The sequence below is a fragment of the Glycomyces luteolus genome (assembly GCF_027622875.1).
GTDB lineage: Bacteria > Actinomycetota > Actinomycetes > Mycobacteriales > Micromonosporaceae > Glycomyces > Glycomyces luteolus.
In genome coordinates this window covers 1-25727 of the sequence record NZ_JAPZVP010000023.1, presented here as the reverse complement: position 1 = coordinate 25727, position 25727 = coordinate 1, and the positions used below count along the sequence as shown (strand labels likewise).

Genomic DNA, 25727 nt, shown 5'->3' with positions numbered 1-25727 from the left:
CGGGCAGCGGTATTTTTTTGGAGCACCCCTTCATGATCCAGAAGCTGACCCGCTACGGCGCCCGCATCGCCGCCCTCGCGGTGCTCGCGATCGGCGCCGTCATCGCCGTCTCGGCCATTACCGACGATCCCGCCCGGATCGACGCCGAACACCCCGGCCAAGCCGCCGCCGAGCAGCAGGCCGAGGCCGAAGCGGCGTACGAGGAGGCGCGCGGCCATCACCGCGACTACATCGCGGCGACCGCCGGAGCCGACGTCACCGTCAAAGCCGAAGCGGTCTACGAATACGCCGCCGACAAGGCGAACGGCCTCAACGACGCCCAGGAGGACGCCGATCAGGCCGCTGCCGCGAACACGAACCCGACGTCAGTCGACATCCCGTCCGGCTGCGACGAGTTCACCGGGAACCGGGCGACGGGCTGCGCGCTCACGCTCGAAGCCGGATTCGACCTGGAGCAGTTCGCGTGCCTGGAGCTCTTGTGGGACAAGGAGTCCGACTGGAACGAACTGGCCGAGAACTCGATCGGCGCCTACGGCATCCCCCAGTCCTACCCCGGCAACAAGATGGCGGCGTTCGGCGACGACTGGCGCTCCAACCCGGTCACCCAGATCCTCTGGGGCCTCGACTACATCGAGCGCCGGTACGACGCCCCCTGCGACGCCTGGGCCAAATCCGAGGCCGAGGGCTTCTACTGAGCCCTTGAGCCAGGCGCCCACGAACGCCAGCGCCACCAGCTCCATCCCCACGGTGGTGCGCTGCAGCAGGCCCGCCGCGAAGGCGCCGGGTTCGCGCGGCACACCGAACCATTCGGCGACGTACGGCGCGGAGCACGCGGTGAGGGCGATGACGGCGATCCAGCTCGCGGCGAGGATCGATTTGCGGGTCTTCTCGGGGCATTCGGTGCCCTTCGCCCAGCGGGCGAAGGCGAGGCCCATGACGGCCATGGTGCTGAAGGCGCAGAATGCCGCGTACCGGTGGATCGCCGAGATCAGCGAGACCTCGGGGAGGCCGGGCGGGTCGGTCGGGAAGAGGGCCACGAGGCCGAGGAAGCCGGCCCAGACCAGGAGCATCGGGCTGAGCCAGCGCGGGGCCGCGACGCGGCGCGCGACGGCGGCGAAGGCGGCGGCGCCGAGCCCGAAGAGGCTGAGCGCGACGGGCAGGAGCCAGCCGAGCGGGGTGTAGAGGTGGAGGCTGATGACGACCTCGACGGGGTTGAGTCCGGAGGTCGCGTGGAGGACGACCATCGCGGCGAACCCGGCGCCGAGCGCGGTGAAACCGGCCGTCGTCAGTCCCTTGAGGGTGGTCGCAGTGTTGGCACTGTCGCCAAGGGGCGCATGAATGATCATGGATTAAGCCTCGCGAAATCGGGCTCCGGAATCAGTGACGCGGGCACCCGAATCGCTCCCCCAGCCAGCACCCGGTGGTTGGTACCGCCAGCACTACCGGCCCGCTCCCGCCCACCGCACCGCCCGCAGCTGTCGCCGGGCGCGCCTGGGTGCCGCGCTTTGGCGCCGCTCCCGCTCGCTTCCCGTCCGCGTGTGCGAGGCTTGGGGGGTGAACGAGTTGGCGGGAGCCCTGTCCCCGTACCTGCGTCAGCATGCCGCGAACCCGGTGGCGTGGCGCCAGTGGAGTGCGGCGGCGCTCGCGGAGGCCGCCGAGCGCGACGTGCCGGTCCTGATCTCGATCGGCTATTCGACCTGCCACTGGTGCCATGTGATGGCGCACGAGTCGTTCGAGGACAAGACCGTGGCGGACTCGATCAACTCCCGGTTCGTGGCCGTGAAGGTCGACCGGGAGGAGCGCCCGGACCTGGACGCGGTGTACATGCAGGCGACGATGGCGATCACGGGCCAGGGCGGGTGGCCGATGACGGTGTTCGCGTTCCCGGACGGGACGCCGTTCTTCGCGGGCACGTACTTCCCGAAGTCGCATTTCCTGCGCCTGCTGGACGCTGTGCACACGGCGTGGACGACGCAGCGGGAGGAGCTGACGCACCAGGGCGCGGCGATCGTGGAGGCGAGTGCGCGGAGCGGTCCGGCGTTCGCCGATGTCACCGTGGCGTGCCCGCTCGACGGGCCGTGCCCGCCCGCGCCGCCGATCCGCACGGACCTGCTGGACGCGGCGGCGGCGACGACAATGGCGTCGGCTGACACGATGAACGGCGGGTTCGGCGCCGCCCCGAAGTTCCCGAGCGTGCCGGCGCTGCGGTTCCTCTGCGACGCGTACGTGCGCACCGGGGACACGGCGCTGCTCGACCACGTGAAGCTCACTGCGGAGCGGATGGCGCGCGGCGGGATCTACGACCAGCTCGAGGGCGGGTTCGCGCGGTACAGCGTGGACGCGGAGTGGACCGTGCCGCATTTCGAGAAGATGCTGTACGACAACGCCGAGCTGCTGTGGCTGTACGCGCGGCTGTACGGCGAGGGCGCGCTGTTCGCGCGGGTCGCCGACGAGACGGCGGCGTTCCTGCTGGAGCGCTTCTCGACCGAGGAGGGCGGTTTCGCGGCGGCGTTCGACGCCGACACCGACGGCGTCGAGGGCCTGACGTACGTGTGGACCATGCGGGAGCTGGAGTCGGTGCTCGGCGAGGACGCCGCGTGGGCCGCCGAGGTCTTCGGGGTCGATCCGGCGAATCCGAACTTCGAGCACGGCGCGAACGTGCTGGAGCTGCCGCGCGATCCTCAGGACAGCGCCCGGTGGGAGGCAGTGCGTCACCGGCTGCTGGGGGCCCGGCGCCTGCGGGCGCAGCCGGGCCGGGACGACAAGGTGGTCGCGGCGTGGAACGGTCTGGCGATCGCGGCGCTCGCCGAGTACGCGTCGCGCACGGGCCACCGGGATTCGCTGCTGGCGGCGGAGCGGGCCGCGGAGCTGCTGCGGCGCGTGCACATCGGCGCTGACGGCCGCTTGGCGCGGGCGTCGCTCGCCGGTGCGGCCTCGGAGGCGCCGGGGATCCTGGAGGACTACGCGGCGGTGGCGCTCGGGTTCCTGCGGCTGGGCGGGGACTGGACGGCACGCGCGCAGGGGCTGATCGAGCAGATCCGGGAGCACTTCACGGATTTCGAGGGCGGGTTCTTCGATACGGCCGCTGACGCGGAGGCGCTGGTGACGCGGCCCGCGGATGTGCACGACGGCCCGACGGCCTCGGGTTGGGCGCTGGCGGCGGCCGCGATGCTGGAGGCGTTCCAGGTCACCGGCGATGAGACGTACAAGGACGACGCGTGGCGGGCGGTGGCGCGGGCCGAGCCGGTGATGGCCGCGAATCCGCGGTTCACGGCGGGTCTCCACGCGGCGGCCGAAGCGCTGGCGCGAGCCCTGCGCACGGAGTTATCCACAGGGCACGGCGAGTTATCCACAGGCGGAAACTTTCTGTTGCCGCTTGACTACCCGGCATGCTGTAGTAGATAGCAAAAACGCCATCTGGCACCGGCGGGATGGCGGCGACACAAGGGGATTCGCGAACGTCGCCATACCGAGACCGCGCGCGGGAAGCCTCCCGCGCGCGGCCCCCCCCCCGCCCCCCCCCCCCCCGCGCCCCCCCCGACCGCAAGAAATTGCGCGGCCGCCGGGTGTGAATCACACTCCGCTTCGTCGCATATCTGCTTGCCGCTCGGCAAGTGACATGCCTACGTTTGTGAGTTGTGAAGCCCAACCCACTGCGCCCCCCTGCCTTGTCCACCGCGGACATTCCAGCCGACCCGTGGCGGTACCTCTGGTACGTCGCCCGTGCCCAGACGGGCCTGGTCGCGCTCGGGTTCGTACTGCTCAGCGTCTCCGGCTCGGCGTGGATCCTGCTGCCGTGGACGATCTCGAAGATCATCGACGAGGTGCTCCTGGCGGGCTCGGCGGAGCCGCTGCTGCAATGGTCGATCGTGCTGGTCGTCGTGGCGATCGCGTCGTCGTGGGTGTTCGTGGCCGGGTACCGGTCGCTGTTCATGGCCGAGTCGCACGCGCGCGTGCGCACGGTCCGGAACCTCACCGACCACCTGAACCTGGCCGGGACGGGCGTGCGCGGCGCGATCTCCCCCGGGGAGATGGTGAACCTCTCCACTGAGGACGCCCACAAGACCGGGTCGTTCATCTTCCAGCTCGGCTTCGGCTGGATGGGGCTGGTCATGACGGCCGTGGGCGCGTTCCTGCTGTGGCGTGCCAGCCCGGCGCTCGGGCTGACGACGCTCGCCGGCGTGCTGCTCATCGGGTTCGTGGTGGGGCCGGTGCTCGGCCGCCTGCAGCACCACCAGATCGCGTACCGCTCTTCAGTCGCGACCCTCACGGGCCAGGCGAGCGACGTCGTGGGCGGCCTCCGCGTGCTGCGCGGAGTCGGCGGCGAGGCGCAGTTCTCGCAGCGGTACCGGGCGGCCTCGGCCGAGCTGCGCGAGGCGGGGTACGGGGTGGCGACGGCCGACTCGTGGGTGCAGGGCTTGAAGGCGAGCCTGCCGCTGGCGCTCATCGCGGCCGTCACCTGGGTCGGCGCACGCCTCGCATTGAACGAGACGATCAGCATCGGGGAGCTCTCCGCCGCGTTCGGCATGACCGCGCTGGTCGCCCAGCACTCGGGCGCGATGATCGGCATGGCCCAGGCCGTGATCGCCGCGCAGGTCGCCTCCCGGCGGCTGACCGCGTTCTTCAACACCCGCAGCGACATCGCCGACGACGGCACGGCGACGGGCGCGGCCGGGACGCTCCGCGATCCCGAATCGGGCCTCGCGATCGAACCCGGGCGGCTCACCGTGATCGTGAGTGCCGAGGCGAAGCCCGCCGAGGCCGCGATGGAGCGCCTGGCCCGCTACCGCGAGTCCGGCGCGGAGAGGTGTTCAGAAGCATCGCGGGGTTCAGCGGCAGAGTGGGGGTCAGGAGCAGAGTGGGGCGACGCGAAACTCGCCGGCCTCGCACTCGACGAGGTGCGCGAACGCGTGCTGCTCCTGCGCGACGACTACCTGTTCGCGCAGACCCTCGGCGAGACCCTGCGGGTCGACGGGGCGCGCGCGCTCACGGCGATCAACGCGGCGGGCGCGGGCGACGTGTACTCAAGCCTCGGATCCACCATGGACGGCGAGGTTCACAACGGGGGGCGCAACCTCTCCGGGGGCCAGCGCCAGCGTCTGCGCCTCGCGCGGGCCCTCGCGGCCGATGCGGAGATCCTGCTCGCGGTCGAGCCGACCTCGGCCGTGGACGCGCACACCGAGTCGCTGATCGCCGAGCGGGTGGCGGCGGTCCGGGCGGGGCGGACGACGGCGGTGGTGACGGCTTCGCCGCTGTGGCTGGCGCGCGCCGACCTGGTGGCGTGGATGTGGGACGGCAAGGTCCGTGCCACGGGGAGCCACGCCGAGCTTTTGCTGCAAGACGAGTACCGGTCCCTCACCTCGAGGCAGGAGTCCTGATGAGCGCCAAGGAAACCAGTGGTCGTCTGCCGGTGGCGGACCGCGCCGCGATGATCGAGGCGATCAAGCGGCTGATCTTGGAGGACAAGCGGGCATTCGCGGGTGTGGTCGCGTTGTATGTGGCGGCCGCGGGTGCGAGTGCCGCCTTGCCGGTGATGCTCGGTGAGGTCATCGACGGTATCGGGACGGGTTGGACGGCGTCCCGTGTGGACTTGGTGTGCGGGGTGATCGTCGCGTGCGTGGTGCTGCAGCTGGTGTTGATGCGCACGGGTCGGCGTCTGGGCTACCGGCTCGGGGAGCGGGCGGCCGCGCGGTTGCGTGAGTCGTTCATCGATCGGGTGTTGCGGCTGCCGCTTGGAACGGTGGAGCGGGCCGGGACCGGTGACCTGGCGACGCGCACGTCGGGTGATGTGGGGGCGGTGGCGGAGCTGCTGCGCAAGACCGCGCCGGAGGTGGCGGTCGCGATGATCGAGGGGACGGTGATCATCGTGGCGGCGTTCGTGGTGAGTCCGCTGCTGGGGTTGCTGTTCGTGGTCGGGTTGCCGATGCTGTTCATCGCGGGGCGCCGGTATCTGCGGGCGGCGAGCCCGGTGTTCTTGAGTGAGCGGGCCGCGATGAGCGAGATCGCGGAGACCGCGACGGCTTCGGCGGCGGGTGCTGCGACGGTGGTCGCCTATCGGATGCAGGACGAGCGGGGCGAGGCCGGGTATGCGCGGGCGGCCACGCACCTGGAGCGGCTCAAGGGCATTGTGCGGCTGCAGACCTGGTTCTTTCCTGCGACGGATTTGACGTTCTTGACGCCTGCCGTGGTGGTCACGGTCGTGGGTGCCTTGTGGTACTTGAACGATTGGGTGACGGTGGGCGAGGTGGTCGCGGTGGCGATGCTGACGCTGCGTCTGGACGGTCCGGTGTTCCGGTCGATGCTGTCGCTGAGCGAGTTCCAGATGGGCGGGGCGGCGATGGCTCGTGTCGAGGGCGTTCATCTGATGCCTGATGAGGTTCGGGAGGCGGCTCCGGAGGGCGCCGAGGTGCGGTTGGACGGGGTGACGTTCGGGTATGGCGACGGCCCTGACGTGCTGCACGGCTTGAGTTTGCATCCGCGTCGCGGTGAGCGTCTGGTCGTGGTGGGTCCTTCGGGGGCGGGGAAGTCGACGATCGCGCGGCTCGTGGCCGGGATCGACCGGCCGCGCGCGGGTGCGGTGACGCTCGGGGGTGCGCCTGTGGCTGATATTCCGTTGGAGACGTTGCGCCGCAAGGTGATCCTGGTGACGCAGGAGCATTACGTCTTCACCGCGTCGTTGCGGGAGAACTTGAATCTGGCGGCGCCGGAGGCCGATGACGAGGCGCTGCGTTCGGCGCTGGCCACGGTCGACGCCCGTTGGGCGGCCGACCTGCCTGAGGGTCTGGAGACGATGCTCGGCGACGAGCACCACCGGCTCAATCTGGCCGAGGCGCAGCAGCTCGCGCTGGCGCGGGTGATTCTGGCCGATCCTGACGTGGTGATCTTGGACGAGGCGACGGCGGGGATCGACCCGGGCAGTGCGGGGAACGTGGAGGCGGCGCTCGCGGCGGCCTTGGACGGTCGCACGGTGATCGCGATCGCGCACCAGTTGCAGGCGGCGGAGTCGGCCGACCGGATCGCGGTGGTGCAGGACGGGCGGATCGCCGAGGAGGGCAGCCATGCGGAGCTGCTCGAGGCGGGCGGCGCGTACGCGAGCCTGTGGTGGGCGTGGAAGGGCGTAGCGGTCTGAGACGCGAAGGCGGCCCGGGGCAGGTGTCCCGGGCCGCTTCGCCCGGGTCGCTTCGTCTGCCCCGGAAGGCGGACATGCGCGGGGCAAAATACTGGCAATTCGCATTTCGGTCGCTAGGGTGATCTCCCGTACCTGCGGCGGCCTCGATGCCGCCGTGCACCTCGGACGGGAGCTTCTATGCCGCGCAACGCCGCCACCCCCCAGGTCTGCAAGCACCGCCTCGCGGGCTACACGTACTGGTCGCGGCGCACCCGTTCCGACTCGCTCCGCTTCGCGCCGGTCGTGCTCGTCGGCGGTGCGCTGCACCGCAAGGAGGACTGGGGCCGGATCGAGCAGGGCCTCCTCGATCACGCGGACGTGATCTGCCCGGACCTGCCCGGCTGGGGCCGCGCCGACCTCCTGCCGCCGTATCTCGGGCCGGACATCCCCGCGCAGGCGCTGGTGCGCCTCCTCGACGACCTGGGCATCGAACGGGTGAACCTGTTCGCGGGCTCCTACGGCTCGTCCGTGGGGTACCGGCTGGCGCAGACCCACCCGGAGCGGATCGCCCGCATGGTCCTCGCCGGGACCATGGGCGGCGTCCCGCCCGAAGCGCGTCCGATGATGCGAGCGGCTGTGGCGCTTGCGGAGCGGGGCCCGCGCGGGCGGTTCGGCCCGGCCGCGGTGGACGCGCTCATGAGCCCGCATCCGGACATCGCTGCGAAGGCCGTGGTCCGCCGCGTCCTCGCGATGCGCTTCGGCGCCGCTGACGATGCGGACCTCGCGAAGTTCATCGCGAACACGAACCGCCTGCTCTCCCGCGACATCATCGACCCGTCGATCCCGCCCGCCGTCCCGACGGTCTTCACCACCGGGGAGCACGACACCCTCACGCCCCCGGAGCTCTGCCGCGAGCTCGCGTTCACCTGCCCCGAGAGCTGGTACGTGGAGCTCGCCCGCGCCGACCACCTCATCCATCTCGAGCGCCCGGCGCAGCTGGTAGACCTCATGGTGCGTTTCTTCTCCCGCGAGCCGCTCGAGGACCTCCAGTACGCGACGGTCGTGGAGGACCTCCGCAGGATCCCTGTCGGTGTCTGAGCGCGAGCACTTCGCTTGGCGGCAACCGGAGTCCGGGGTGCCGAAGGGTGTGTCACGGCCGGGACTCAAGAGCCGCATCCGGCAGCAATGTGGGCGGCGCTGTCGGACTCCGGCGCTACCGTGGAACGGTGGCAGCGCAACCGGGCTACGAGGAACGCTCACCGCGAGGGCCGCTGGGGCAGTGGTCGCCCTGCGTGTGGGTGCGCCGCGCGCCCGACCGGGGAGACGACGCGGCGCCCGGCCTCATCCGCGACCTGGATGCGGACGAGGCGCGGACACGTCTCACCGGTGCGAGCACCGCGCGGGCCATACCGGACAGCCCGGGTGCGGACGCGGAGCCGGAGCGGACACTCGCCACCGGCGCGGGCATCGCACGGGTCGTTCCTGACGGGTGCACCGACCTCCTGTGGCGGCGTGGCGCACTTGAGATCGCGGGGCCGGACACGGCCCATCGCGAGGTGCCGCTCGAGCCCGGTGAGCTCATCGTCGGCGTCCGCCTGCGACCCGGTGCCGCCCGCCCGCTGCTCGGCGCGGTCCCGGCGACCGCCGTGACGAACGCCCAGCCGGGCCTGCGCGAACTGTGGGGCGAAGCGGCCCTTCGCCTCTCGGATGCCGTCTCCGGGCAGCGCGAGCCTTGGCGGATCGCCGCGACCCTCGCCGAAGCGCTCATGGCCCGCTGCGACGCCCATGCGCCGGATCGGGTCGCGCTCGCGGTCGCGGAGGCCCTGGATCGCCCCCGGCCTCCCGCGGTAGCAAGCCTCGCTTGGGAACTCGGCTATTCAGAGCGTCACCTTCGCCGCCGAGTGAAGGCCTCGACCGGGTACGGGCCGAAGACGCTTGAGCAGATCCTGCGCTTTCGCCGCACGCTCGAAGCCGCTTCGCGTATGGCGCCAGCTTCGACCGGAATCGCCTCATCCGAATCGGTCGGCGCCGCCGCAATCGGATCGGCCAGCGCAGTCGTATCGGGCGGTGCGCCCGCTGGCGCGGTTGATCCGGGTGATGTTCTTGCGTCCGTGGCGAGTCGAACCGGATCGTCCGCACCTGATTGGAACCGTATCGCCGCCGAGCAGGGGTATGCCGACCAGGCGCACCTGAGTCGCCAGGTGCGGCGCTGGTCGGGTGTGTCCCCTCGCGCGCTCGCGGCTCAGACGGACTGATCCCAGGCCCTGAGGGTCCGCAGGGCGGCCAGCGTGAAGCCGGGCCGGGCCTGCTGCTCGATGGCAGGGTGCCAGCGCCGGTAGTAGATCGGCCAGCCGCCGTCGTCTCGCTGTTCGGCGGCGAGATGATCGAGCGAGGCGGCCAGTTCCTCCTTGGAGAACCACCCGGCCGCGAGGCTCTGCGGTTCGGCGGCGAACTCGCATGGGTGTGTGAACTCTTCTTCGGCGTATCCGGGAGGTGTGGGGATGCCTTTGGGGTTCGCCGGGTCGAGCAGTACGAGGTCGCCGTCGCGTACGAGTGCTCCGATTCGTTCGGCTTCGGTTTGGGCCCAGGTCCGGTCGGGGGTGTGGTCGAGGAAGCGCACGACGCTGAAGACCTCGTACGGGTGCGTGGTCTCGAGTTCGCTGATCGCCTTGCGGCAGAACGTGGTCGCCCCGGTCAGCCATGGATGTTCGATGCCGTGTCTGAGGAGCAGTCCGGCGCTTCTTGCGGTGGTGAGCAGGCCGCCGCGGTCTTGCGGCGGGGCCTCGACCCACGGCGGGTGCGGGTATGCGGAGATGCTCGGCAGTAGGTCGGGGACGCCGCCGTCGGGTGCGGTGCGGCTGAGCAGCCAGTCGCAGATCGGCGCGGCGGTCTCCTGGTCGAGTGCGTCGGCTTCGTCGAGGATTTCGAGTGCTGCCATCGCTGAGAGTGGCTGCGGCGCGGGTCCTTTCACGTCGGGTTCGAGCGCGTGCGCGTAGCCGCCGTCGGCGGTCCGGTGTGCGGCCAGTGCGGTGAGGACCGCGTCGCGGTCGCCGTCGCCGCGGAAGCGTGCGAGGCGGCGCTGGTCGAGTGTGCTTCCGGTCAGCCAGATGAATTCGGCTGCTCGTTCGGTCATGGTTTCGGTGATTCGTCCCATGCCTCCACGCTAGGGCGGATCGGTCGCGGGGTCTTGAACAGAACGGACGTCGTTGGGCGGCAGTGCTGGGGCGGGGTTTGTTGTGGCGTGTCGTGGGTCTCTGTCGGACCCTGAGCCTGGTAGTTGACATATCATTCATCTCGGCGTAGCTTAAATGATGCGTCATGCAAATGGTTCGGCCGAATCGCGACCGAGCATCCTGCCACCGACCTATCGTCCCGGTTGGAGACGCCCGGGACACCGAACCGAAAGGCAACACCATGACCGAGCAGAAGATCATCGCAGTCGTCGGCGCGACCGGGCAGCAGGGCGGCGGGCTCGTCCGCGCGATCCTCGACGCACCGGAATCCGGTTTCACCGTGCGCGCCCTCACCCGCGACGCCGGCTCCGAGAAAGCCCGCGAACTCGCGGAGCTCGGGGCCGAAGTGGTCGAGGCCGATCTCGACGACGAGGCGAGCATCGCGAAGGCCTTCGACGGCGCGTACGGCGCGTTCCTCGTGACCAACTTCTGGGAGCACATGTCCCCCGACCGTGAATACGAGCAGGCGGGGAACCTCGCCCGGGCCGCGAAGAGCGCGGGCGTCGAGCACGCGATCTGGTCGACGCTCGAGGACACCCGCGACTCGGTCCCGCTCGGGGACGACCGCATGCCGACGCTCCTGGGCCGGTACAAGGTCCCGCACTTCGATGTGAAGGGCGAGGCGAACGCCCTGTTCACCGAGGCCGGGGTCCCGACCACGTTCCTGCAGACGACGTTCTACTGGGAGGGGTTCACGACCTACTTCCCGCCGAAGCGGCAGGAGGACGGCAGCCTGGTCCTGGCGATGCCGATGGGCGACGACAAGCTCGCCGGGATCGCCGCCGAGGACATCGGCCGTACCGCGTTCGGGATCTTCAAGCGCGGCAAGAAGCTCGTCGGCAGGACGGTCAGCATCGCCGGCGAGCACCTGACGGGTTACGAATACGCCGAGGTGTTCAGCGAGGTGCTGGGTGAACCGGTCGCCTACTACCCGGTCCCGTTCGACGGCTTCCGGGCCGCCGGGTTCCCGGCCGCCGAGGAGCTGGGCAACATGTTCCAGTACTACGCGGAGTTCGACGACGAGTTCACCGGCCGCCGCGACCTCGCAGCCGTGCGGGACCTGAACCCGCGGCTCAAGACCTTCCGGGAATGGCTCGTCGCGAACAAGGACGCCTTCACGGGAGCCTGATCACCAGCAGTGGAGCAGAGGGACCGCCCCGGTGGGGACGGTCCCTCTCCCGTCTCGGCGCAGGTCCGCGCGCCGACACCGCGCCGACCAGGGCAGGAGCGCCGTGCGGTGGACGCGACGGCCCTGGTCGCGAAGGCCTCGACCGCGTTGACCACGGCCTCGAAACGCGGCGAATGGAACAGGTCGAAGCCGTGCTGGGCGCCGGGCAGTTCGGCGTAGACGACCGGCTGCGCCGAGACCCCGCGGAGGCGTTCGGCGAAGCGGCGGGCCCCGGCTGCCGGGACGACGGTGTCGTGGCTGCCGTGCACGATGAGGAACGGCGGGGCGTCGGCATGGGAGTGGGCCATCGGGTCGCTGTCCGGGTCGCCGCCGAAGTACGAGCCATAGAAACCGCCCAGGCCCACGACCGCTGCAACCGACGTGTCGATGGTCTCGAAGCCCTGCTGGAACCGCGGATGGCCGGGAGTGAGCGCCGCCAGCGCCGACAGGTGCGCGCCCGCGGAGGAGCCGGAGAGGACGATGCGGCCGGGGTCGATGCCGTATTCGCGGCCGTGGGTGCGGACCCAGGCGATGACGCGTTTCGCGTCGTGGAGGTGGTCTTGGAAGCCCGCGTCGGGGCGGAGTCGGTAGTTGGCGCTGATGCACACCCAGCCTTGGCCGGCGAGGCGGTGGAGCAGCGGCAGGGCTTGGGAGTTCTTGTAGCCGGTCGTGTAGTAGCCGCCGTGGAAGTGGATGAGGACCGGTGCGCCTGCGGGCGCGGTGCGGTGGCGGTAGAGGTCGAGGAGGTTGCGTTTGCCGTGCGGCCCGTAGGAGAGGTTCGCGATCCGTTGGACCGAGCGGGGTCGGATGCCGAAGGGCAGCAGGAGGATGCGGGTCCACGGCAGGCGGTGCGGGATGCGGAGGCCGCCCATGGCGCGCATGAGGATCGGCCGGGCGCGGAGGCTGCGCCACATGGTGAGGGTCAGGCAGGCTCCCGCGAGGACGGCGGCGGCGATGGTGAGGGGCGAGTCGAGGTCGCCTTCGGCGATCGCGAGCGCGGTGCTGGCGGAGAAGCCGGCCGAGGCGAGGAACGGCAGTTCGAGGACGGCGATGCTCGCGAAGAAGAACGAGGTGCCGGGGCCGGTCGGCATGCGCGGCAGCCGGAATGCGGGGAGGGCGAGGATGAGCAGGCCGATGAGGTAGCCCCAGGGGAGGTTCATCGCCGCACCAGCCCGGCGATGAGGACGCCGCCGGTGGCGACGTGCATGCCCATGAGGACGAGCATCGCGGCGGTGGTGGCGGCGGCGAGCGGGCCGGTGAGGGAGCAGGCGAGGACGGCCGCGGCGATGATCGACCAGATCAGTCCGGCTCGGGCCGTGAGCTTCTCGAGGAGCGCGAGGAGGCCCCAGGCGGCGAAGCCGACGGTGAGGCTCGCGAGGGCGATGAGGACCGGTCCGACGGTGAGCGGGGTGCCGGCCTGGTCGACGGTGAGGTCGACGCCGGCGAGCGGGGCGGCTGCGGCCCAGAGGAGGAGTGCCGCCGCGGCGGCGGCGATGACGGTGAGGAGTCGGCGGGTGCGCTTGTTCATGTGACCAGTGTCGTTGGGGCCGAGGGGTGCCCGCATCGGTCGCGGGGCCGCGCCGTCCCCTGCTCGGGAAGGGGCCGTCTCCTACTTTCGGAGGTGACGGCTCCGGCCGGTCCGGGGCTAGCATGAGCCCGGTGACCGAGCGCCGACATCCCCGCCCCGCTGATGCGATCCTCCTGGTCGGCGGTGTGGCGCTGCTGACCGCGCTGGGGTTGTGGGCTCGTATCGACCTGGGGCCCTTGGATGTCGCGGTCGCGGTGCTGAGCGTCGGGGCCGCGGTCGTGCAGGTGCGGCGGCCGGTCGCCGGGGCGTTCGCGGCCGCGGTGCTCGCCGTGCTCTCGCCGGTCGCCACTCCGGTGGCCACGATCGGTGCGCTCCAGGCGGCGTGGCGCGGGCGGTTCCGCACCGCCGCGGCCGTGGCGGCCGCCGGGGTCCTGGCGCACCTCCTGCAGTGGCGGTGGTATCCGAACCCGGCGCTCGGGTTCGAGTGGTGGGCGTTGCTCGTCGTGGTCACGTACGGCGCGCTGCTCGGGTGGGGCGCTCTGGCCAAGGCACGCCGCAGGCTCCTCATCTCCCTGCACGAGCGCGCCGAGCGGGCCGAGGCCGAGCAGGGCCGCCGGGTCGCCGAGGCCCGCGCGGCCGAGCGCCGCGCCCTCGCCCGCGACATGCACGACGTGCTCGCGAACCGCCTCTCGCTGGTCGCCACGCACGCGGGCGCCCTCGAGTTCCGCCCCGACGCCCCGCCCGAGAAGGTCGCCATGGCCGCCGGGGTGGTCCGCGACGGCGTGCACCAGGCCCTTGAGGAGCTGCGGCAGGTGATCGGCCTGCTCCGTGAAGACGACGAGGCCGCGACGGGCGGCCCCGTGACCGTGGCGGACCTGGAGCGCCTGATCGAGGAGTCCAGGGCCGCAGGGCAAACCGTCGAAGTGCGCAACGCTCTCTCCGTAGCAATCCTCCCGCCTTCCATCGGCCGCACCGCGTTCCGGGTCCTCCAGGAAGGGCTGACGAACGCCCGCAAGCACGCCGCCGGGAGCCCGGTCGACCTCGCCCTGAGCGGCGCGCCCGGCACCGACCTGACCGTCGAGCTCGCCAATCCGCTTCCCGCGCAAGGCGACGCCCCGGTCGTGCCCGGCAGCGGACTGGGGCTGGTCGGCCTCACCGAGCGGGTCCGCTTGGCGGGCGGGCGACTCGACCACGAGCGCGGCGACGGCCGGTTCCGGCTGCGGGCCCGGCTACCATGGCCGACGTGATCCGAGTGCTCCTGGTCGACGACGACGCCCTGGTCCGGGCCGGACTGTCGATGATGCTCGACGGGATCGGCGACATCGCCGTGGTCGGCGAAGCGGGCGACGGCCGCGAGGCCCTCACCGCCGCCGACGCCCACTTTCCCGACGTCGTCCTCATGGACCTCCAGATGCCCCACGTCGACGGCATCACCGCCACCCGCAGGCTCCGCGCCCGCCCCAACCCGCCCGAGGTCATCGTCCTGACGACCTTCGACACCGACGAGAACATCGTTCACGCCCTCCGCGCCGGCGCCGGCGGCTTCCTCCTCAAGGACACCCCGCCCGCCCAGATCGCCGACGCCGTCGCCCGCGTCGCCGCCGGAAACCCCATGCTCTCCCCCGCCGTCATGCGGCGGCTCATGGACCGCACCGTCGCCCACACCGGCGCCTACGAGCGCGCCCGCACCGCCCTCGCCGCCCTCACGCCCCGCGAACACGACGTGGCGGTCGCGATCGCCAACGGCCGCTCCAACGCCGAGATCGCCGGCGCGCTCCTCATGAGCGTCACCACCGTCAAATCACACGTCTCGAGCATCCTCATCAAGCTCGGCCTCGACAACCGCACCCAGATCGCCCTCCTCGCCCACGACGCCGACCTCGTCTGAACCGGCTCCGAGCGCCCGCGCACGTAGGATGGGCTGATGCCCGAACGCGAACCGCCTGCACCTGCACCGAAGTCGCATCACGACGCCCCGAGCGGTGAGCAGTTCACCACCGCCGCAAGCGTGTTCGCCCTCCTCGCCGACCCCACCCGCCTGCACCTGCTCTGGACACTCGCGCAAGGCGAATCCGACGTGACCGGCCTGGCCGAACGCACCGGCGCCGCCCGGACCGCGGTCAGCCAGCACCTGGCGAAACTGCGCCTCGCCGGCCTCGTCCAGCCGCGCCGCGAAGGCCGCCGCGCCGTCTACAGCCTCACCGACGGCCACCTGCGCCGACTCGTCGTCGAAGCCCTCAGCCGCGCCGACCACCAGGTCACCGGCGAACCCTGGCACGCCTGAACCGGCGCACCGCCGCCCACGAACACGCCCATCTCCACAACTGATCAGTCGCGCGCCCCTTCCACCGGCGTGGAGGGGCGTTCGGGCGCCGACCACGAGCCGAGGAGCCGGAGCGCCTCGTGCGATGCGGTGCCGGGCTCGGCCGACCACAACACGAGTTGCTGGTCGGGCTCGCCGGTGTGGGCGAACATGTCCCAGCTGAGGGTCATCTCGCCGACCACCGGGTGGTCGATGGCCTTGGTGCAGATGCTCTTGGTGGCCACCTGGTGCTCGGCCCACCAGCGACGGAAGTCCGCGTCCTGCACCGAAAGCTCGCCGACAAGGGCGGCCAGCGCGGGGTCGTCGGGGTGTTCGGCGGCTTCCAGGCGCAGGTGGGCGACGCTGTAGCGGGCGATGAGCTCCCAGTCTTTGAAGAACTCGCGGGAGCCGGGCTCGCTGAACAGGAGCCGCACGTAGTTGCGGCGTTCGGGCGGCATCGCCGCGAAGTCGCCGAGGAGGGCCGCGGCGAGGGCGTTCCAGGCGAGGATGTCCATGCGCCGGCCGAAGATGACGGCGGGGACGTCGGTGAGCTGGTCGAGGAGGCGCTGGAGCTGCGGCCGGACCTTCTGGGCGGTGCGGCGGCGCGGGCGGGCGGTCTGCTTGCCCGCGAGTGTGAACAGGTAGGCGCGCTGGACCTCATCGAGGCGCAGCACTCGGGCGAGCGCGGTCAGTACGGGCGCGGAGGCGTTGATGCGGCCCTGTTCGAGCCGCGTGTAGTAGTCGTTGCTGATGGCGGCCAACTGCGCGACCTCCTCGCGGCGCAGGCCCGGAACCCGGCGCACGGCGGCGGTCCCGGGGAGTCCGACAGTCTCAGGGGTGAGTTCGGCGCGGCGGGCCTTGAGGAATTCGCCGAGTTCGTTGAGCTGCGGATCGCTGCCGGTCATGGGATCAGTGTGACAGGCCTGAAGGCTTCCAGGCAGGGAGAGATCTGTCCTAGGCAGCGGCGGTCCCAGGAGGGAATTCGACCATTGGCACGGTTCGGAGGGGCGGTGATGATCGTTCCGGGAGCCGGTGGCCGGCTTCCGCTTCGCGATGAGGAGGCGAACATGGAATACACGCGGCTGGGCGGATCGGGTCTGAAGGTCAGTCGGCTGGCGCTGGGGTGCATGAGTTTCGGTGTGCCCGGCGGGTGGTCGCCGTGGACGCTCCAGGGCGAGGACGCCGAGGCGGTCTTCAAGCAGGCCGTGGAGCTGGGCATCACGTTCTGGGACACCGCCAACGCCTACGGGGCCGGCTCCTCGGAGGAGCTGGTCGGGCAGGCGATGCGGAAGTTCTCGCGCCGTGAGGACATCGTGCTCGCGACCAAGGTCTTCTTCCCGATGCACGAGGGCCCCGGCGGCTCCGGTCTGTCGCGGAAGGCGATCTTCGAGCAGGTCGACGCCTCACTCGAGCGGCTCGGCACCGATTACGTGGACTTGCTCCAGATCCACCGCTTCGACCCCGAGACGCCGGTCGAGGAGACCATGGAGGCCCTGCACGACGTGGTGAAGTCCGGCAGGGCCCTCTATGTCGGCGCCTCGTCGATGTGGGCGTGGCAGTTCGCCAAGATGCAGTACAGCGCCCGGGCGAACGGCTGGACTCCGTTCGTCTCGATGCAGGACCAGTACAGCCTGCTGCAGCGCGAGGACGAGCGCGAGATGTTCGGCCTCCTCGAGGATGAGGGCGTGGGCTCGATGCCGTGGAGTCCGCTCGCCGCGGGCCGGGTCGCACGCCCTTGGGGAGCGAAGGGCACCTCGCGTTCGGAGGTCACCGGTGACACCGACTTCGACGGGCGCCCGACGGTCTTCGACACCGACAAGGCGATCGTGGACGCGGTCGGCACGATCGCGGCCGACCGCGGGGTCTCGATGGCGACGATCGCGATGGCCTGGGTCCTCAAGAACCCGGTCGTCGACGCGCCGATCATCGGCGCGACCAAGGCGCACCACCTGACCGACGCGGTCGCCGCGCTGGACATCGCACTCACCGACGCGGAGATCGCCGCGCTCGAGGAACCGTACGCGGCCCGCCAGCACACGTTCTTCTGATCGCGACAGGGCGCTCGCCGGTTCCGAGCACCTTGGCACGTGGTCGGTCCCCGAGCCCAGTGCTTCGGCACCGCGGCCGAGTGGGGCCGTGCTTGGCAGATGGCGAGGCGTCGGCTCTTATTGTCAACCCGCTCAACGAAACATCGCCTGAGTCCCTTGCCCAGAAGGGACCGGCTTGTTATGTTGGGTCTCAAAATTAAGTAAACGGTTACATATCCCTACCACCCCCATCACTCCTCTCCCATTTGGAGCACTCGTGCGACGACGCACTCTCGCCGCTTCACTCGGCGCCGCCGCTGTCGCGGCCGCCGCTGTTCCCACTGGCGCCCAAGCCAAGACCTCCGGCCGCTGCGAGGACGCCTACACCTGGCGCAACGCGATCGTGAACGGCGGCGGCTGGGTCCCCGGCATCGTCTTCAACGAGACCGAAGCCGGCCTCATCTACGCCCGCACCGACATCGGGGGCCTCTACCGCTGGCAGGAACCGACCCAGACCTGGAAGCCGCTGCTGGACTGGATCGGCTGGGACCAGTGGGGCTGGACCGGCGTCGTCTCGGTCGCCACCGACCCGGTTGAGCCGAACCGCGTGTACGCGGCGGTCGGGACTTACACGAAAGACTGGGACCCGACCTCCGGCGCGGTCCTCTACTCCGACGACTACGGGCAGACCTGGGGTGCGGCCGAGCTGCCGTTCAAGCAGGGCGGCAACATGCCCGGCCGCGGGATGGGCGAGCGCCTGGCCGTCGATCCGCACGACAACGCGGTCGTCTACTTGGGAGCCCCGAACGGCAACGGCCTGTGGCGCTCCCACGACCATGGCCGCACCTGGGCCGAGGTCACCGACTTTCCGAACCCCGGGAACTTCGTCGTCACCCCCGGCGACCCCTACTCCGGCGACAACCAGGGCGTCATCTGGATCGAGTTCGCCCAGGACGGCCGGATCCTCGTCGGCGTCGCCGACCCGGCAGACCCGCTGTACGTCTCCGCCGACCGCGGCCGGACCTGGCAGCCCGTCCCCGGCGCGGCGACCGCGCTCGGGACCGCCGACGGCAATCGCACCATCCCCAAGCAGGCCGCGATCGACCACGAGAACGGCCACCTGTTCATCGTCACCAGCTGGGACCCCGGCCCCTACAACGGCCCGCCCGCCACCGGCAGAGGCGGCTCGATCCAGCGCCTGGCGCTGGCCACCGGCGAGTGGACCGACGTCACCCCCGCGTACGACCCGCTCGGCACCATACCGGGATTCGGCGGCATCACCGTCGACCGGCAGCGACCCGGGACGCTGATGGCCGCGACCGAGAACCACTGGTACCCCGACGAGATCCTGTTCCGATCCACGGACTCCGGCGCCACCTGGCAGACCAGTTGGGACTACGCGTGGGACGCGAACTGGTCGTGGCCTCCGGAGCGCACCGACCGGTTCACCCTGGACCCCACCGGGAATGAGTGGCTGACGTTCGGCAAGGTCGACGACGGCCCGGCCTACGCGATCAAGCACGGCTGGATGATCGACGCCCTCTCGATCGACCCCCACGACTCCGACCGCGTCATGTGGATCGGCGGGACCATCTGGGGCACCGAGCAGCTGACGGCCTGGGACGCGCAGGGCCCGCTGGTCGGCTGGGACGACGCGGCCGGACGCCAGGTGCCGCTGCCGGTCGAGCCGTTCGACGTGGGCATCCGCGTCCAAGGGATCGAGGAGACCGCGGTACAGGACATCGCCGCGCTCGGCGGGACCCTCGTCTCGGCGATGGGCGACCTCGGCGGGTTCGTCCAGACCGACCTCGATCAGCCGGGCGTCATGATCCGCCGCCCGAACTGGACGTCCGGCCGCAGCCTCGACTTCGCCGGCCTGAACCCCGACGTCGTCGTCGGCACGGGCGATGTCGAAGGCGAGGCCGACGGGCACGTGGGCGTTTCCCTCGATCGCGGTGCGGCCTGGTTGACCACGAAGCGCCTGGACGGCGTCGCGGGCGGCGGCAACGCGGGCACCGTCGCGGTGAGCGCCGACGGGGCGGTGATCGTCTGGTCCCCAGGGGACGGGGAGACCACGCCGGTGTGCAGTACCGACCTCGGCCAATCCTGGACCGCCGTCGAGGGACTCCCCGCCGGAGCGCTCGTGCGGTCCGATAGGGCCGACCCGAACCGCCTGTACGCCTTCGCCTCAGGCGTCTGCTACGCCAGCACGAACAGCGGCCTGGCCTTCGCCGCGACGGGCGCGACCGGTCTGCCTTCCGAAGGGCCCGTGGAGCTCCGCGCGGTCCCCGGCAAGGCGAAGCACCTGTGGCTCACCGGCGGCGAAGCCGGCAAGGCGTACGGCATGTGGCGCTCGGTCGACGGCGGCAGGACCTGGCGGCGGGTGCGCGACTTCGAGGAGGCCGACGCGGTCGGCTTCGGCAAGAGCCGCACCCGGTACGGCTACCCGGCGATCTACACCTCGGCGAAAGCCGGTGGCGTTCGCGGGATCTGGCGCTCGACCGACGAGGGCCGCAACTGGCAGCGGATCAACGACGACGCCCACCAGTGGGGCTGGACCGGCAAGGCCGTCTCCGGCGACCCGGACGTGTACGGCCGGGTCTACATCGCCACCAACGGCCGCGGCCTGATCTACGGCGACATCATCGACTGAGACGTTGCGGGCGGCGACCAACGGGTCCACGCGGTACTCGATCGGTCTTTCGAGTGCGAAGAGAGCAGGGAACAGAGCGGCGTGAGGGTCCTCCTCGTCTGAGAGATCCTCACGCCGCCGTGTCAGTGCCTTCTAGGAGGCCGTGCCGGTCACGGTCGAGCCGTTCTTGGTGACGGTGTAGTCGACGGAGTCGCCGCCCCAGAAGTGGTACGTGATCGTGACGGGCTCGCCGTCCCTGATCGCGTTCACGAAGGAGGCCGGAACGGTGATCGTGCCGCCGCTGTAGTTCGGCAGCCAGCTCACGTTGGACTCCTGGTAGGGCGTCCATTCGGCGGGGCCGGCGTTGGAGCCGTCCGCGTAGTGCGCCTCCATCTGCTCGATGCGGTCGCCGTTGAACTGCGTCGGGATCGTGAGCGAGGTCGTCCCGGTCGCGTCCGAGAGCACGGCCTGATCGAAGGTGATGATGTTGATGCGCCACGGGACGCCCGCGGAGAAGCGGGCCTCGATGGTGGCGTTGGTGCCGTAGGCCCGGTCGCCCGCGAGACGGGTGAGGGCCGCGGCCTTGAAGGTCAGCGTGTCACCCGAGAGCGTGTAGTCGGTGCCCTCGACGAGCTGCGTGTCCCCGTCCCACAGGCCCTCGAACTCGAGGCCGTTGAGGTCCAGCGTCTGCGACACGTCGCCGATGGTCCCGGCCTTCTCGAGGTAGATCCGGTCGAACGAGGTCGCACCCGAGCGGGTCGTCCAGCTGGAGGAGATCCGATCTTGGAGGTACTGGTCGTGCCACTCCAGGGTGTTGCGGTTGAGGAACTGGATCGCGTCCCAGATCATCGTCGTGAAGTGGTACTCACGGGCCTGGAACTGCAGGTCCTCGAAGAACTTCAGCATCTCCCCGTACTCGACCACCTCGGGACCGGTCACGCCGTAGTTCAGGATCGCCCACTCGCCCACGATGACCGGGATGCCGTTCGCCACGAAGGTGTCGTGCGTCCGCTGGAAGGAGCCCGCGAGGTCCGCCTGGGACTGCTCCTCGTAGGTCGGGAACCCGGCGACGTTCACCGAGAACGGCCAGAAACCGTAGTAGTGGATCGTCGCGGCGACCATGTCGTCGTTCAGGCTGTCGATCATGGCCTTGAGCGGGTCGAGTCGCTCCTGCGCGGCGTTGGTGTTCAGCGTCGGCAGGACCAGGAGACGGTCGGTGTTGTTCCCACCCGAGGCCCGGACGATGTCGTAGAAGGCACGGTTGAGCTCCTCGTTGTACGGGTCACCCGCGTCGCCTTCCTTGCCCACGAACTGGGGTTCGTTGTTGCTCTCGAACGACAGCGCGTCCGGGTAGTCCTTGAACCGCTCGGCGATTTGCGTCCACATCGACTCGAACTTGGCCAGCACGTTGTCGTGGTCGTTCGGCAGCTCGTCGAGCCACATCCACGAGTCGTGGTGGAGGTTGATCATGACCTGGAGGTCGTTCTCCAGCGCCCAGTCCACGACCTGCGCGACGCGCTCCATGCGCTCGGGCGCGATCGTGTAATCCGGTGCCGGGCCGGTGAACTCGTCCCAGGTGACCGGCAGGCGGATCGAGTTGTACCCCTCGGCCTTGTAGGTCTGGAGCAGTTCCTCCGTGATCATCGGGTTGCCCCAAGCGGTCTCGCCGCCGAGGGCGTCGAGCGTGTTGCCGATGTTCGTGCTCGGCTCCATGTCAGCGACCTGGTCCATGGCGTTGTCCCACTCCTGCGGGCCGCCTGTGGGCGTCTCGGTGGGCTCGCCGGTGGTGCCGTCGCAGAGGCGCCCGTTGAGGCGGAACTCGGTCGGGTCGGTGTTCTCACCCGACCAGGAGCCGGTGAAGCCGAAGGCGGTGGTGTCGCCGGTGGCGACCTTCTTGTTGTAGCCGCGGCTCTCAGCCGTGGCGGTCTCGCCGGAGCCCGTGTGCTCGGCGTTCCACATGTTGGTGACGCGCTGGCCGTCGGGCCAGGTCCATTCGAGGCTCCAGCCGTCGACCGGGTCGCCGAGGTTGGTGACCTCGACGGCGGCGATGAAACCGCCGGGCCATTCGCCGGTGACCTCGTAGTCGACCTGGCAGCCTTGGGCCGCTTGAGCGCTGACCGCGCCGAAAAGACCGGCCGTCATCGCGGCGACCGCCGCGCCGGCGATCACGCCGAGACGCAGCCGCCGTCTGTGGTCAGTGGTTGGACTCATTCAAGACTCCTTGCCGAGAAAGGGGATTGTGCGCGGGACCAAGGGTCGGATGCATCGAGATATGTAGATGTTGGCCCGCCGGGAGTACGGTACGCAGACATCGTGGCATTTGTCAAACGATGAAACGAAAGAAAGCATCATCGAGGCGTCTGCCCGAGGAATGCAGGCGATGCTGCACACCAGAACACCCGATTTCCGGCATTTTGACGGGACTTGGGAAGGACGTAGGCATCGTTTTTGTTACATGATCTAATTAATCACATCGCGATACATTCATGAATGTCGCGGGAGGAAGCCGAGTTCCTCGAGGAAGGCGTGTCCTTCATCCGACGCGGATCGCTCCTCGCCGCCGCACCGCGGGCCACCCGAGATCACTTCCTCGGCCGGCGGCGCCGACTTCACGGCAACAGCTTCGCGCTCTGGACCTAGCGGGCGCACCGGCCGCCAGGGCTGGCCCGCGCATCGCGCTCCACCTCCCGGCCTGGTCTTCGCCCGCGAGGGCGCCCTCGCCGATCTGAAGCCGCCCCGCGCCTCGCGGGGCGGCTTCAGTCTGACAGTGGAGCGTCCACTACCCGTTTGCACCGGTCAGTCAGATGGTCGATCCGCCGCCGGAGGTGTTGCTCCACCAGGCACTGTAGGCGTTCAGCGAGTACCGCTTCTGCTGATTGTTGGTGGAGGTGATCTCGAGGCCGAACTGCATCGTGTCGAAGGTGGTGTTGCGCAGGAGGTTCCACGAGGCCGCCCATCGCCAGACCGCCGCGGCGTCGATGGTGCCGCTGTTGGTCTGCTGGGCGGGGATGAGCTGGAGGACGTTCCAGCCGGGATCGGCCTGCCAGACCGACGCGTAGAGGACGCCGCCGATGGTCACGTTGGAGGCGATCTGCCTGCCCCAGCCGCCTGCCGTCCCCCCGGACCAGCTGGTGAAGACCATGATCTCGTCCTGGTTGTTGGTCGACCAGAGGTCGCTCGTCCAGTTCCAGTGGTCGCCGCTCGCGACGGGTGCCGACGACGTGTTGTACCAGAAGCCCGCCGAGTTCAACTGCGACAGCGGGGTCTGGGGCCGGACCGAGGTGTTCGGGTAGGACTTGATGCCGCCGCCCGTGTGGGTCGCATCGACGTACCAGGACTTGATGCTGTTGACCGTGAGGCACTGTCTGCCATGGATGTCGCCCCAGATGTTGTTGTAGACCGTCCAGGAACCCTGGGTGTAGCTGCCCCACCGATCGCACGTCGAGTACACCTGGGCCTGCGCCGGAGACGCGAGACCCAGCAGCCCCGCGACCACGAGCACGATCAGGGCCAACCGGCTGATCACTGCCGGCTTCAAAATGGATTTCATCTGACCTTTCCTTCCTGTGTGCAGATGCCTGGATCAACCGCCTGCACACGAATCGCGTCGGATCCGAAGCTCGCGGACCGCGAGCTAGTCGAGTCTCCATTGCTCATTGGCACCGCCGCGGCAGGTCCACAGGTGCACCTTGGAGCCGTTGGCCGTGCCCAGCCCTCGACATCCAGACACAGTCCTGATTGGACTGCCATGATGGTGCCGTCGCTGTTCAGCCGCCACTTCTGGTTCGACCCGCCGTTGCAGTCCCAGATGACCGCGGCTGTGCCGTTGGCGGTGCCGCCCCCGTAGGCGTACTCGATCCACTGGCCGTTGTAGCGGACCACCGTGGGGTCCTTGACCGCGACGACGGGATGGTTCGCGTCGGGCTTGGGCCCGATCAGCGGCCCGGTCGAGGACCACTGGAACGAGGTAGCGAGGTCGGCCGCTGCGATCGGCGGCGATTCCTGGGCGGTGGCGGATTGGGCCGCCGCCGTCGCGGTGGTGATCATCGCGACGATCGTGAGCGCCGCCAAGGCGATCCGCGATCCGATGCGCCGTGAGCGTTGCATGGTGTCCTTCCTGAGGTGAGGGCTGCCGGGGCGGGGATCGGACGGGGGAACCGGGAAAGCCGCCCCGCGGGAAGCGGGGTGTCAGGGCAGGGGCGGCGAAGTCGCTGAGGATTGCGACGGAACCCGTTATATCGACGTATGTACATTCCTGATCTGATGCGGAGTACGGTACGCGGCACGCATCAAATTTGTCAACAGATGAAACCAATTCCTGCGCTGCAGAGTTCGATGGCGCTCGCAGTAACAGACAACAAGGGGCAAATATCTTGCGGCGTCGCAGGGGCTACCGTAAGTCCTGAACAAATCGAAGGGATCGGGATGGAGCAGACGGCGGCTTCGGCGACCAAGGAGCCACCGGCGCGGGCGGCGATGACCGGCCTGGAACGCAGCACGCTTCGCGAGCTGCTGATCCGCGGCCCGCAGACCCGCGCGGCGATCGCGCGGGAACTCGGCATGTCTCGGGCCAGCCTCACTCGTGTCACCCGCACACTCATCGAGCAGGGCCTGATCGGGGACAGCGCGGTCGAGCTGCGCAGCGCCGCCGGTCGGCCCGGCGAGGTCCTGCGCATCCGTCCCGAAGGCAGGCGGTTCCTGGGCGTCAAGCTCACCGGCGACCGGCTGTTCGCCGTGGTCACCGACCTCACCGCACAGGCCCTCGCCGAGTACGACGAGCCGCTGGCGTCGCAGAGCGTGGAGCAGGTCGTCGGGCAGATCGGCGCCGTCCGCGAGCGCCTCGCGGGCGAATACCCGGACATCACCGCGGCCGGGATCGGCCTTGCCGGCGACGTGGCATCCGCCAACGGGCGCCAGATCGTCCTGGAGTCGCCGTTCCTCGGGTGGAGCGACGTGCCGCTGGCCGACCTCGTGAGCGAGCGCCTGGGCATCCCCGCCACCGCTGAGAACGACGTGCACGCCCTGACTGCGGCCGAGCACTGGTTCGGCGTCGGTGCGGGATACGACTCCATGGTGCTCATCGCCATCGGCGCCGGGATCGGTGTGGGGATCGTCGTCGACGGCAAGGTCGTGACCGGCACCAGCGGCAGGGCCGGGAGCCTTGAGCACCTGCTGGTCGACCCGGCGGGGCCCCGTTGCGAGCACGGCCATCGCGGTTGCGTCGCAGCGTACCTCCCGAAGGCCGCGATCGTGGGAGCACTGCGCACCCCGGGTCTGGACTACGCGGCCGTCCTGGACCTCGCGCGAAGCGGGGACCCCGCCGCCAGGCAGGCGTTCCGCGACGCCGGGCACGCGCTCGGCGTCCTGACCGCGACGGTGGCGAACTTCATGGATCCCGAGAAGGTCGTCATCACCGGCGACGGCATCGCGGTGGCCGAGCTCGCGCGCGGCGAACTCGACGCCGCGATCGCGATGTACCGCCGCCGCCCCAACGGCGCGCCCGCCGCACCCGACATCCAGCCGTTCGACTTCTCCGAATGGGCGCGGGCCGGAGCCGTCCTCGCGATCCGCGACTTCCTCAAGTTCTGACCGCCACCCGTCTCTAAGCGATGTCCCGCAAGTTGCTCTCGGTTGTGTGAAAGCCAGAACAACCGAAGACCGATCGGCCGGTCAGCCGGTCATCGTGAGGTTGTGGAGGCGGGCGATACCGGCCATGGCTTCAGCGACAC

The 25727-nt window shown here is 70.1% G+C and carries 20 protein-coding genes and 2 pseudogenes; 14 read left to right on the top strand and 8 right to left on the bottom strand.

All coding sequences use genetic code 11. The features are described 5' to 3' along the window. The first annotated feature begins 32 nt into the window (after positions 1–32). Positions 33–695 (top strand): aggregation-promoting factor C-terminal-like domain-containing protein, encoded by a 663-nt coding sequence (locus tag O1R50_RS22495; protein WP_270112485.1) that lies wholly within the window; start codon positions 33–35, stop codon positions 693–695. Positions 696–770: 75 nt separating this feature from the next. Here the strand turns inward: O1R50_RS22495 and O1R50_RS26535 are convergent. Continuing rightward, positions 771–1244 (bottom strand): annotated as a pseudogene (locus O1R50_RS26535) (DUF998 domain-containing protein); the annotation flags it as partial. 310 nt (positions 1245–1554) lie between these two features. Here O1R50_RS26535 and O1R50_RS22485 point away from each other — a divergent pair. The 5 genes from O1R50_RS22485 (at position 1555) to O1R50_RS22465 (ending at position 9363) form a co-directional block, all read left to right on the top strand. After that, positions 1555–3405 (top strand): thioredoxin domain-containing protein, encoded by a 1851-nt coding sequence (locus O1R50_RS22485; protein ID WP_270112482.1) that lies wholly within the window; start codon positions 1555–1557, stop codon positions 3403–3405. A gap of 233 nt (positions 3406–3638) precedes the next feature. Then, entirely contained in the window at positions 3639–5378 is a 1740-nt protein-coding gene (locus tag O1R50_RS22480; RefSeq protein WP_270112481.1) for an ABC transporter transmembrane domain-containing protein, read from the top strand. After that, the gene (locus O1R50_RS22475; protein ID WP_270112479.1) at positions 5378–7129 is read left to right on the top strand and encodes an ABC transporter ATP-binding protein; all 1752 of its coding nucleotides are present in this window, start codon (positions 5378–5380) and stop codon (positions 7127–7129) included. Before O1R50_RS22480 ends, O1R50_RS22475 begins: the two co-directional genes overlap by 1 nt. 177 nt (positions 7130–7306) lie before the next feature. Beyond that, positions 7307–8206: an alpha/beta fold hydrolase gene (locus tag O1R50_RS22470; RefSeq protein WP_270112478.1), complete on the top strand. Its 900-nt coding sequence runs from the start codon at positions 7307–7309 to the stop codon at positions 8204–8206. 194 nt (positions 8207–8400) lie between these two features. Next, on the top strand, positions 8401–9363 hold the full coding sequence (locus tag O1R50_RS22465; protein ID WP_270112477.1) for a DUF6597 domain-containing transcriptional factor: 963 nt from the start codon (positions 8401–8403) through the stop codon (positions 9361–9363). Here O1R50_RS22465 and O1R50_RS22460 read toward each other — a convergent pair. Then, entirely contained in the window at positions 9351–10262 is a 912-nt protein-coding gene (locus tag O1R50_RS22460) for a hypothetical protein (protein ID WP_270112476.1), read from the bottom strand. The two genes, O1R50_RS22465 and O1R50_RS22460, sit on opposite strands and share 13 nt — an antisense overlap. A gap of 260 nt (positions 10263–10522) precedes the next feature. Here O1R50_RS22460 and O1R50_RS22455 point away from each other — a divergent pair, with 260 nt between their 5' ends. After that, entirely contained in the window at positions 10523–11470 is a 948-nt protein-coding gene (locus O1R50_RS22455; RefSeq protein ID WP_408612791.1) for an NmrA/HSCARG family protein, read from the top strand. A 194-nt stretch (positions 11471–11664) separates the two neighbouring features. Here O1R50_RS22455 and O1R50_RS26530 read toward each other — a convergent pair. Together O1R50_RS26530 and O1R50_RS22445 are read right to left on the bottom strand one after the other, a co-directional pair. Continuing rightward, positions 11665–12381: pseudogene (locus tag O1R50_RS26530) on the bottom strand (alpha/beta hydrolase); the annotation flags it as partial. Between the two features lie 284 nt (positions 12382–12665). Then, positions 12666–13037, bottom strand: a complete 372-nt coding sequence (locus O1R50_RS22445) for a DUF6069 family protein (protein WP_270112474.1) — start codon at positions 13035–13037, stop codon at positions 12666–12668. A gap of 122 nt (positions 13038–13159) precedes the next feature. On the opposite strand from O1R50_RS22445, the gene O1R50_RS22440 reads away from it, so the two are divergent. From O1R50_RS22440 to O1R50_RS22430, 3 genes are read left to right on the top strand one after another with little or no spacing between them, the layout of a single operon-like run. After that, entirely contained in the window at positions 13160–14284 is a 1125-nt protein-coding gene (locus O1R50_RS22440) for a sensor histidine kinase (protein ID WP_408612790.1), read from the top strand. Beyond that, the gene (locus O1R50_RS22435) at positions 14272–14925 is read left to right on the top strand and encodes a response regulator transcription factor (RefSeq protein WP_333490275.1); all 654 of its coding nucleotides are present in this window, start codon (positions 14272–14274) and stop codon (positions 14923–14925) included. The genes O1R50_RS22440 and O1R50_RS22435 overlap by 13 nt, the downstream gene beginning before the upstream one ends. A gap of 36 nt (positions 14926–14961) precedes the next feature. Continuing rightward, on the top strand, positions 14962–15321 hold the full coding sequence (locus O1R50_RS22430; RefSeq protein ID WP_270112471.1) for an ArsR/SmtB family transcription factor: 360 nt from the start codon (positions 14962–14964) through the stop codon (positions 15319–15321). A gap of 44 nt (positions 15322–15365) precedes the next feature. Here O1R50_RS22430 and O1R50_RS22425 read toward each other — a convergent pair whose 3' ends face one another. After that, a complete protein-coding gene (locus tag O1R50_RS22425; protein WP_270112469.1) occupies positions 15366–16244 on the bottom strand; it encodes a helix-turn-helix domain-containing protein in 879 nt (292 codons plus the stop codon). A 162-nt stretch (positions 16245–16406) separates the two neighbouring features. On the opposite strand from O1R50_RS22425, the gene O1R50_RS22420 reads away from it, so the two are divergent. After that, on the top strand, positions 16407–17387 hold the full coding sequence (locus tag O1R50_RS22420) for an aldo/keto reductase (RefSeq protein WP_270112468.1): 981 nt from the start codon (positions 16407–16409) through the stop codon (positions 17385–17387). Between the two features lie 256 nt (positions 17388–17643). Beyond that, entirely contained in the window at positions 17644–20019 is a 2376-nt protein-coding gene (locus O1R50_RS22415) for a xyloglucanase (protein ID WP_270112467.1), read from the top strand. A gap of 132 nt (positions 20020–20151) precedes the next feature. Here the strand turns inward: O1R50_RS22415 and O1R50_RS22410 are convergent, their stop codons facing one another. Further along, positions 20152–22209: a cellulase family glycosylhydrolase gene (locus O1R50_RS22410; RefSeq protein ID WP_270112466.1), complete on the bottom strand. Its 2058-nt coding sequence runs from the start codon at positions 22207–22209 to the stop codon at positions 20152–20154. A gap of 279 nt (positions 22210–22488) precedes the next feature. Here O1R50_RS22410 and O1R50_RS22405 point away from each other — a divergent pair, with 279 nt between their 5' ends. Further along, entirely contained in the window at positions 22489–22638 is a 150-nt protein-coding gene (locus tag O1R50_RS22405; protein WP_270112465.1) for a hypothetical protein, read from the top strand. Between the two features lie 160 nt (positions 22639–22798). Here O1R50_RS22405 and O1R50_RS22400 read toward each other — a convergent pair whose 3' ends face one another. Then, complete coding sequence (locus O1R50_RS22400; protein WP_270112464.1) at positions 22799–23548, bottom strand: glycoside hydrolase family 12 protein; 750 nt, start codon at positions 23546–23548, stop codon at positions 22799–22801. Further along, the gene (locus O1R50_RS22395) at positions 23545–24105 is read right to left on the bottom strand and encodes a ricin-type beta-trefoil lectin domain protein (protein WP_270112463.1); all 561 of its coding nucleotides are present in this window, start codon (positions 24103–24105) and stop codon (positions 23545–23547) included. The genes O1R50_RS22400 and O1R50_RS22395 overlap by 4 nt, the downstream gene beginning before the upstream one ends. 318 nt (positions 24106–24423) lie before the next feature. On the opposite strand from O1R50_RS22395, the gene O1R50_RS22390 reads away from it, so the two are divergent. After that, positions 24424–25587, top strand: a complete 1164-nt coding sequence (locus O1R50_RS22390) for an ROK family transcriptional regulator (RefSeq protein ID WP_270112461.1) — start codon at positions 24424–24426, stop codon at positions 25585–25587. Positions 25588–25727: the final 140 nt, after the last annotated feature.

Bases quoted from the DNA above. Each gene is read 5' to 3' on its own strand.
- O1R50_RS22495 (WP_270112485.1), top strand. From the start codon at position 33: ATGATCCAGAAGCTGACCCGCTACGGCGCCCGCATCGCCGCCCTCGCG.
- O1R50_RS22475 (WP_270112479.1), top strand. From the start codon at position 5,378: ATGAGCGCCAAGGAAACCAGTGGTCGTCTGCCGGTGGCGGACCGCGCC.
- O1R50_RS22470 (WP_270112478.1), top strand. From the start codon at position 7,307: ATGCCGCGCAACGCCGCCACCCCCCAGGTCTGCAAGCACCGCCTCGCG.
- O1R50_RS22460 (WP_270112476.1), bottom strand. From the start codon at position 10,262: ATGGGACGAATCACCGAAACCATGACCGAACGAGCAGCCGAATTCATC.
- O1R50_RS22455 (WP_408612791.1), top strand. From the start codon at position 10,523: ATGACCGAGCAGAAGATCATCGCAGTCGTCGGCGCGACCGGGCAGCAG.
- O1R50_RS22445 (WP_270112474.1), bottom strand. From the start codon at position 13,037: ATGAACAAGCGCACCCGCCGACTCCTCACCGTCATCGCCGCCGCCGCG.
- O1R50_RS22440 (WP_408612790.1), top strand. From the start codon at position 13,160: ATGAGCCCGGTGACCGAGCGCCGACATCCCCGCCCCGCTGATGCGATC.
- O1R50_RS22435 (WP_333490275.1), top strand. From the start codon at position 14,272: ATGGCCGACGTGATCCGAGTGCTCCTGGTCGACGACGACGCCCTGGTC.
- O1R50_RS22430 (WP_270112471.1), top strand. From the start codon at position 14,962: ATGCCCGAACGCGAACCGCCTGCACCTGCACCGAAGTCGCATCACGAC.
- O1R50_RS22425 (WP_270112469.1), bottom strand. From the start codon at position 16,244: ATGACCGGCAGCGATCCGCAGCTCAACGAACTCGGCGAATTCCTCAAG.
- O1R50_RS22420 (WP_270112468.1), top strand. From the start codon at position 16,407: ATGGAATACACGCGGCTGGGCGGATCGGGTCTGAAGGTCAGTCGGCTG.
- O1R50_RS22410 (WP_270112466.1), bottom strand. From the start codon at position 22,209: ATGAGTCCAACCACTGACCACAGACGGCGGCTGCGTCTCGGCGTGATC.
- O1R50_RS22405 (WP_270112465.1), top strand. From the start codon at position 22,489: ATGTCGCGGGAGGAAGCCGAGTTCCTCGAGGAAGGCGTGTCCTTCATC.
- O1R50_RS22400 (WP_270112464.1), bottom strand. From the start codon at position 23,548: ATGAAATCCATTTTGAAGCCGGCAGTGATCAGCCGGTTGGCCCTGATC.
- O1R50_RS22395 (WP_270112463.1), bottom strand. From the start codon at position 24,105: ATGCAACGCTCACGGCGCATCGGATCGCGGATCGCCTTGGCGGCGCTC.
- O1R50_RS22390 (WP_270112461.1), top strand. From the start codon at position 24,424: ATGGAGCAGACGGCGGCTTCGGCGACCAAGGAGCCACCGGCGCGGGCG.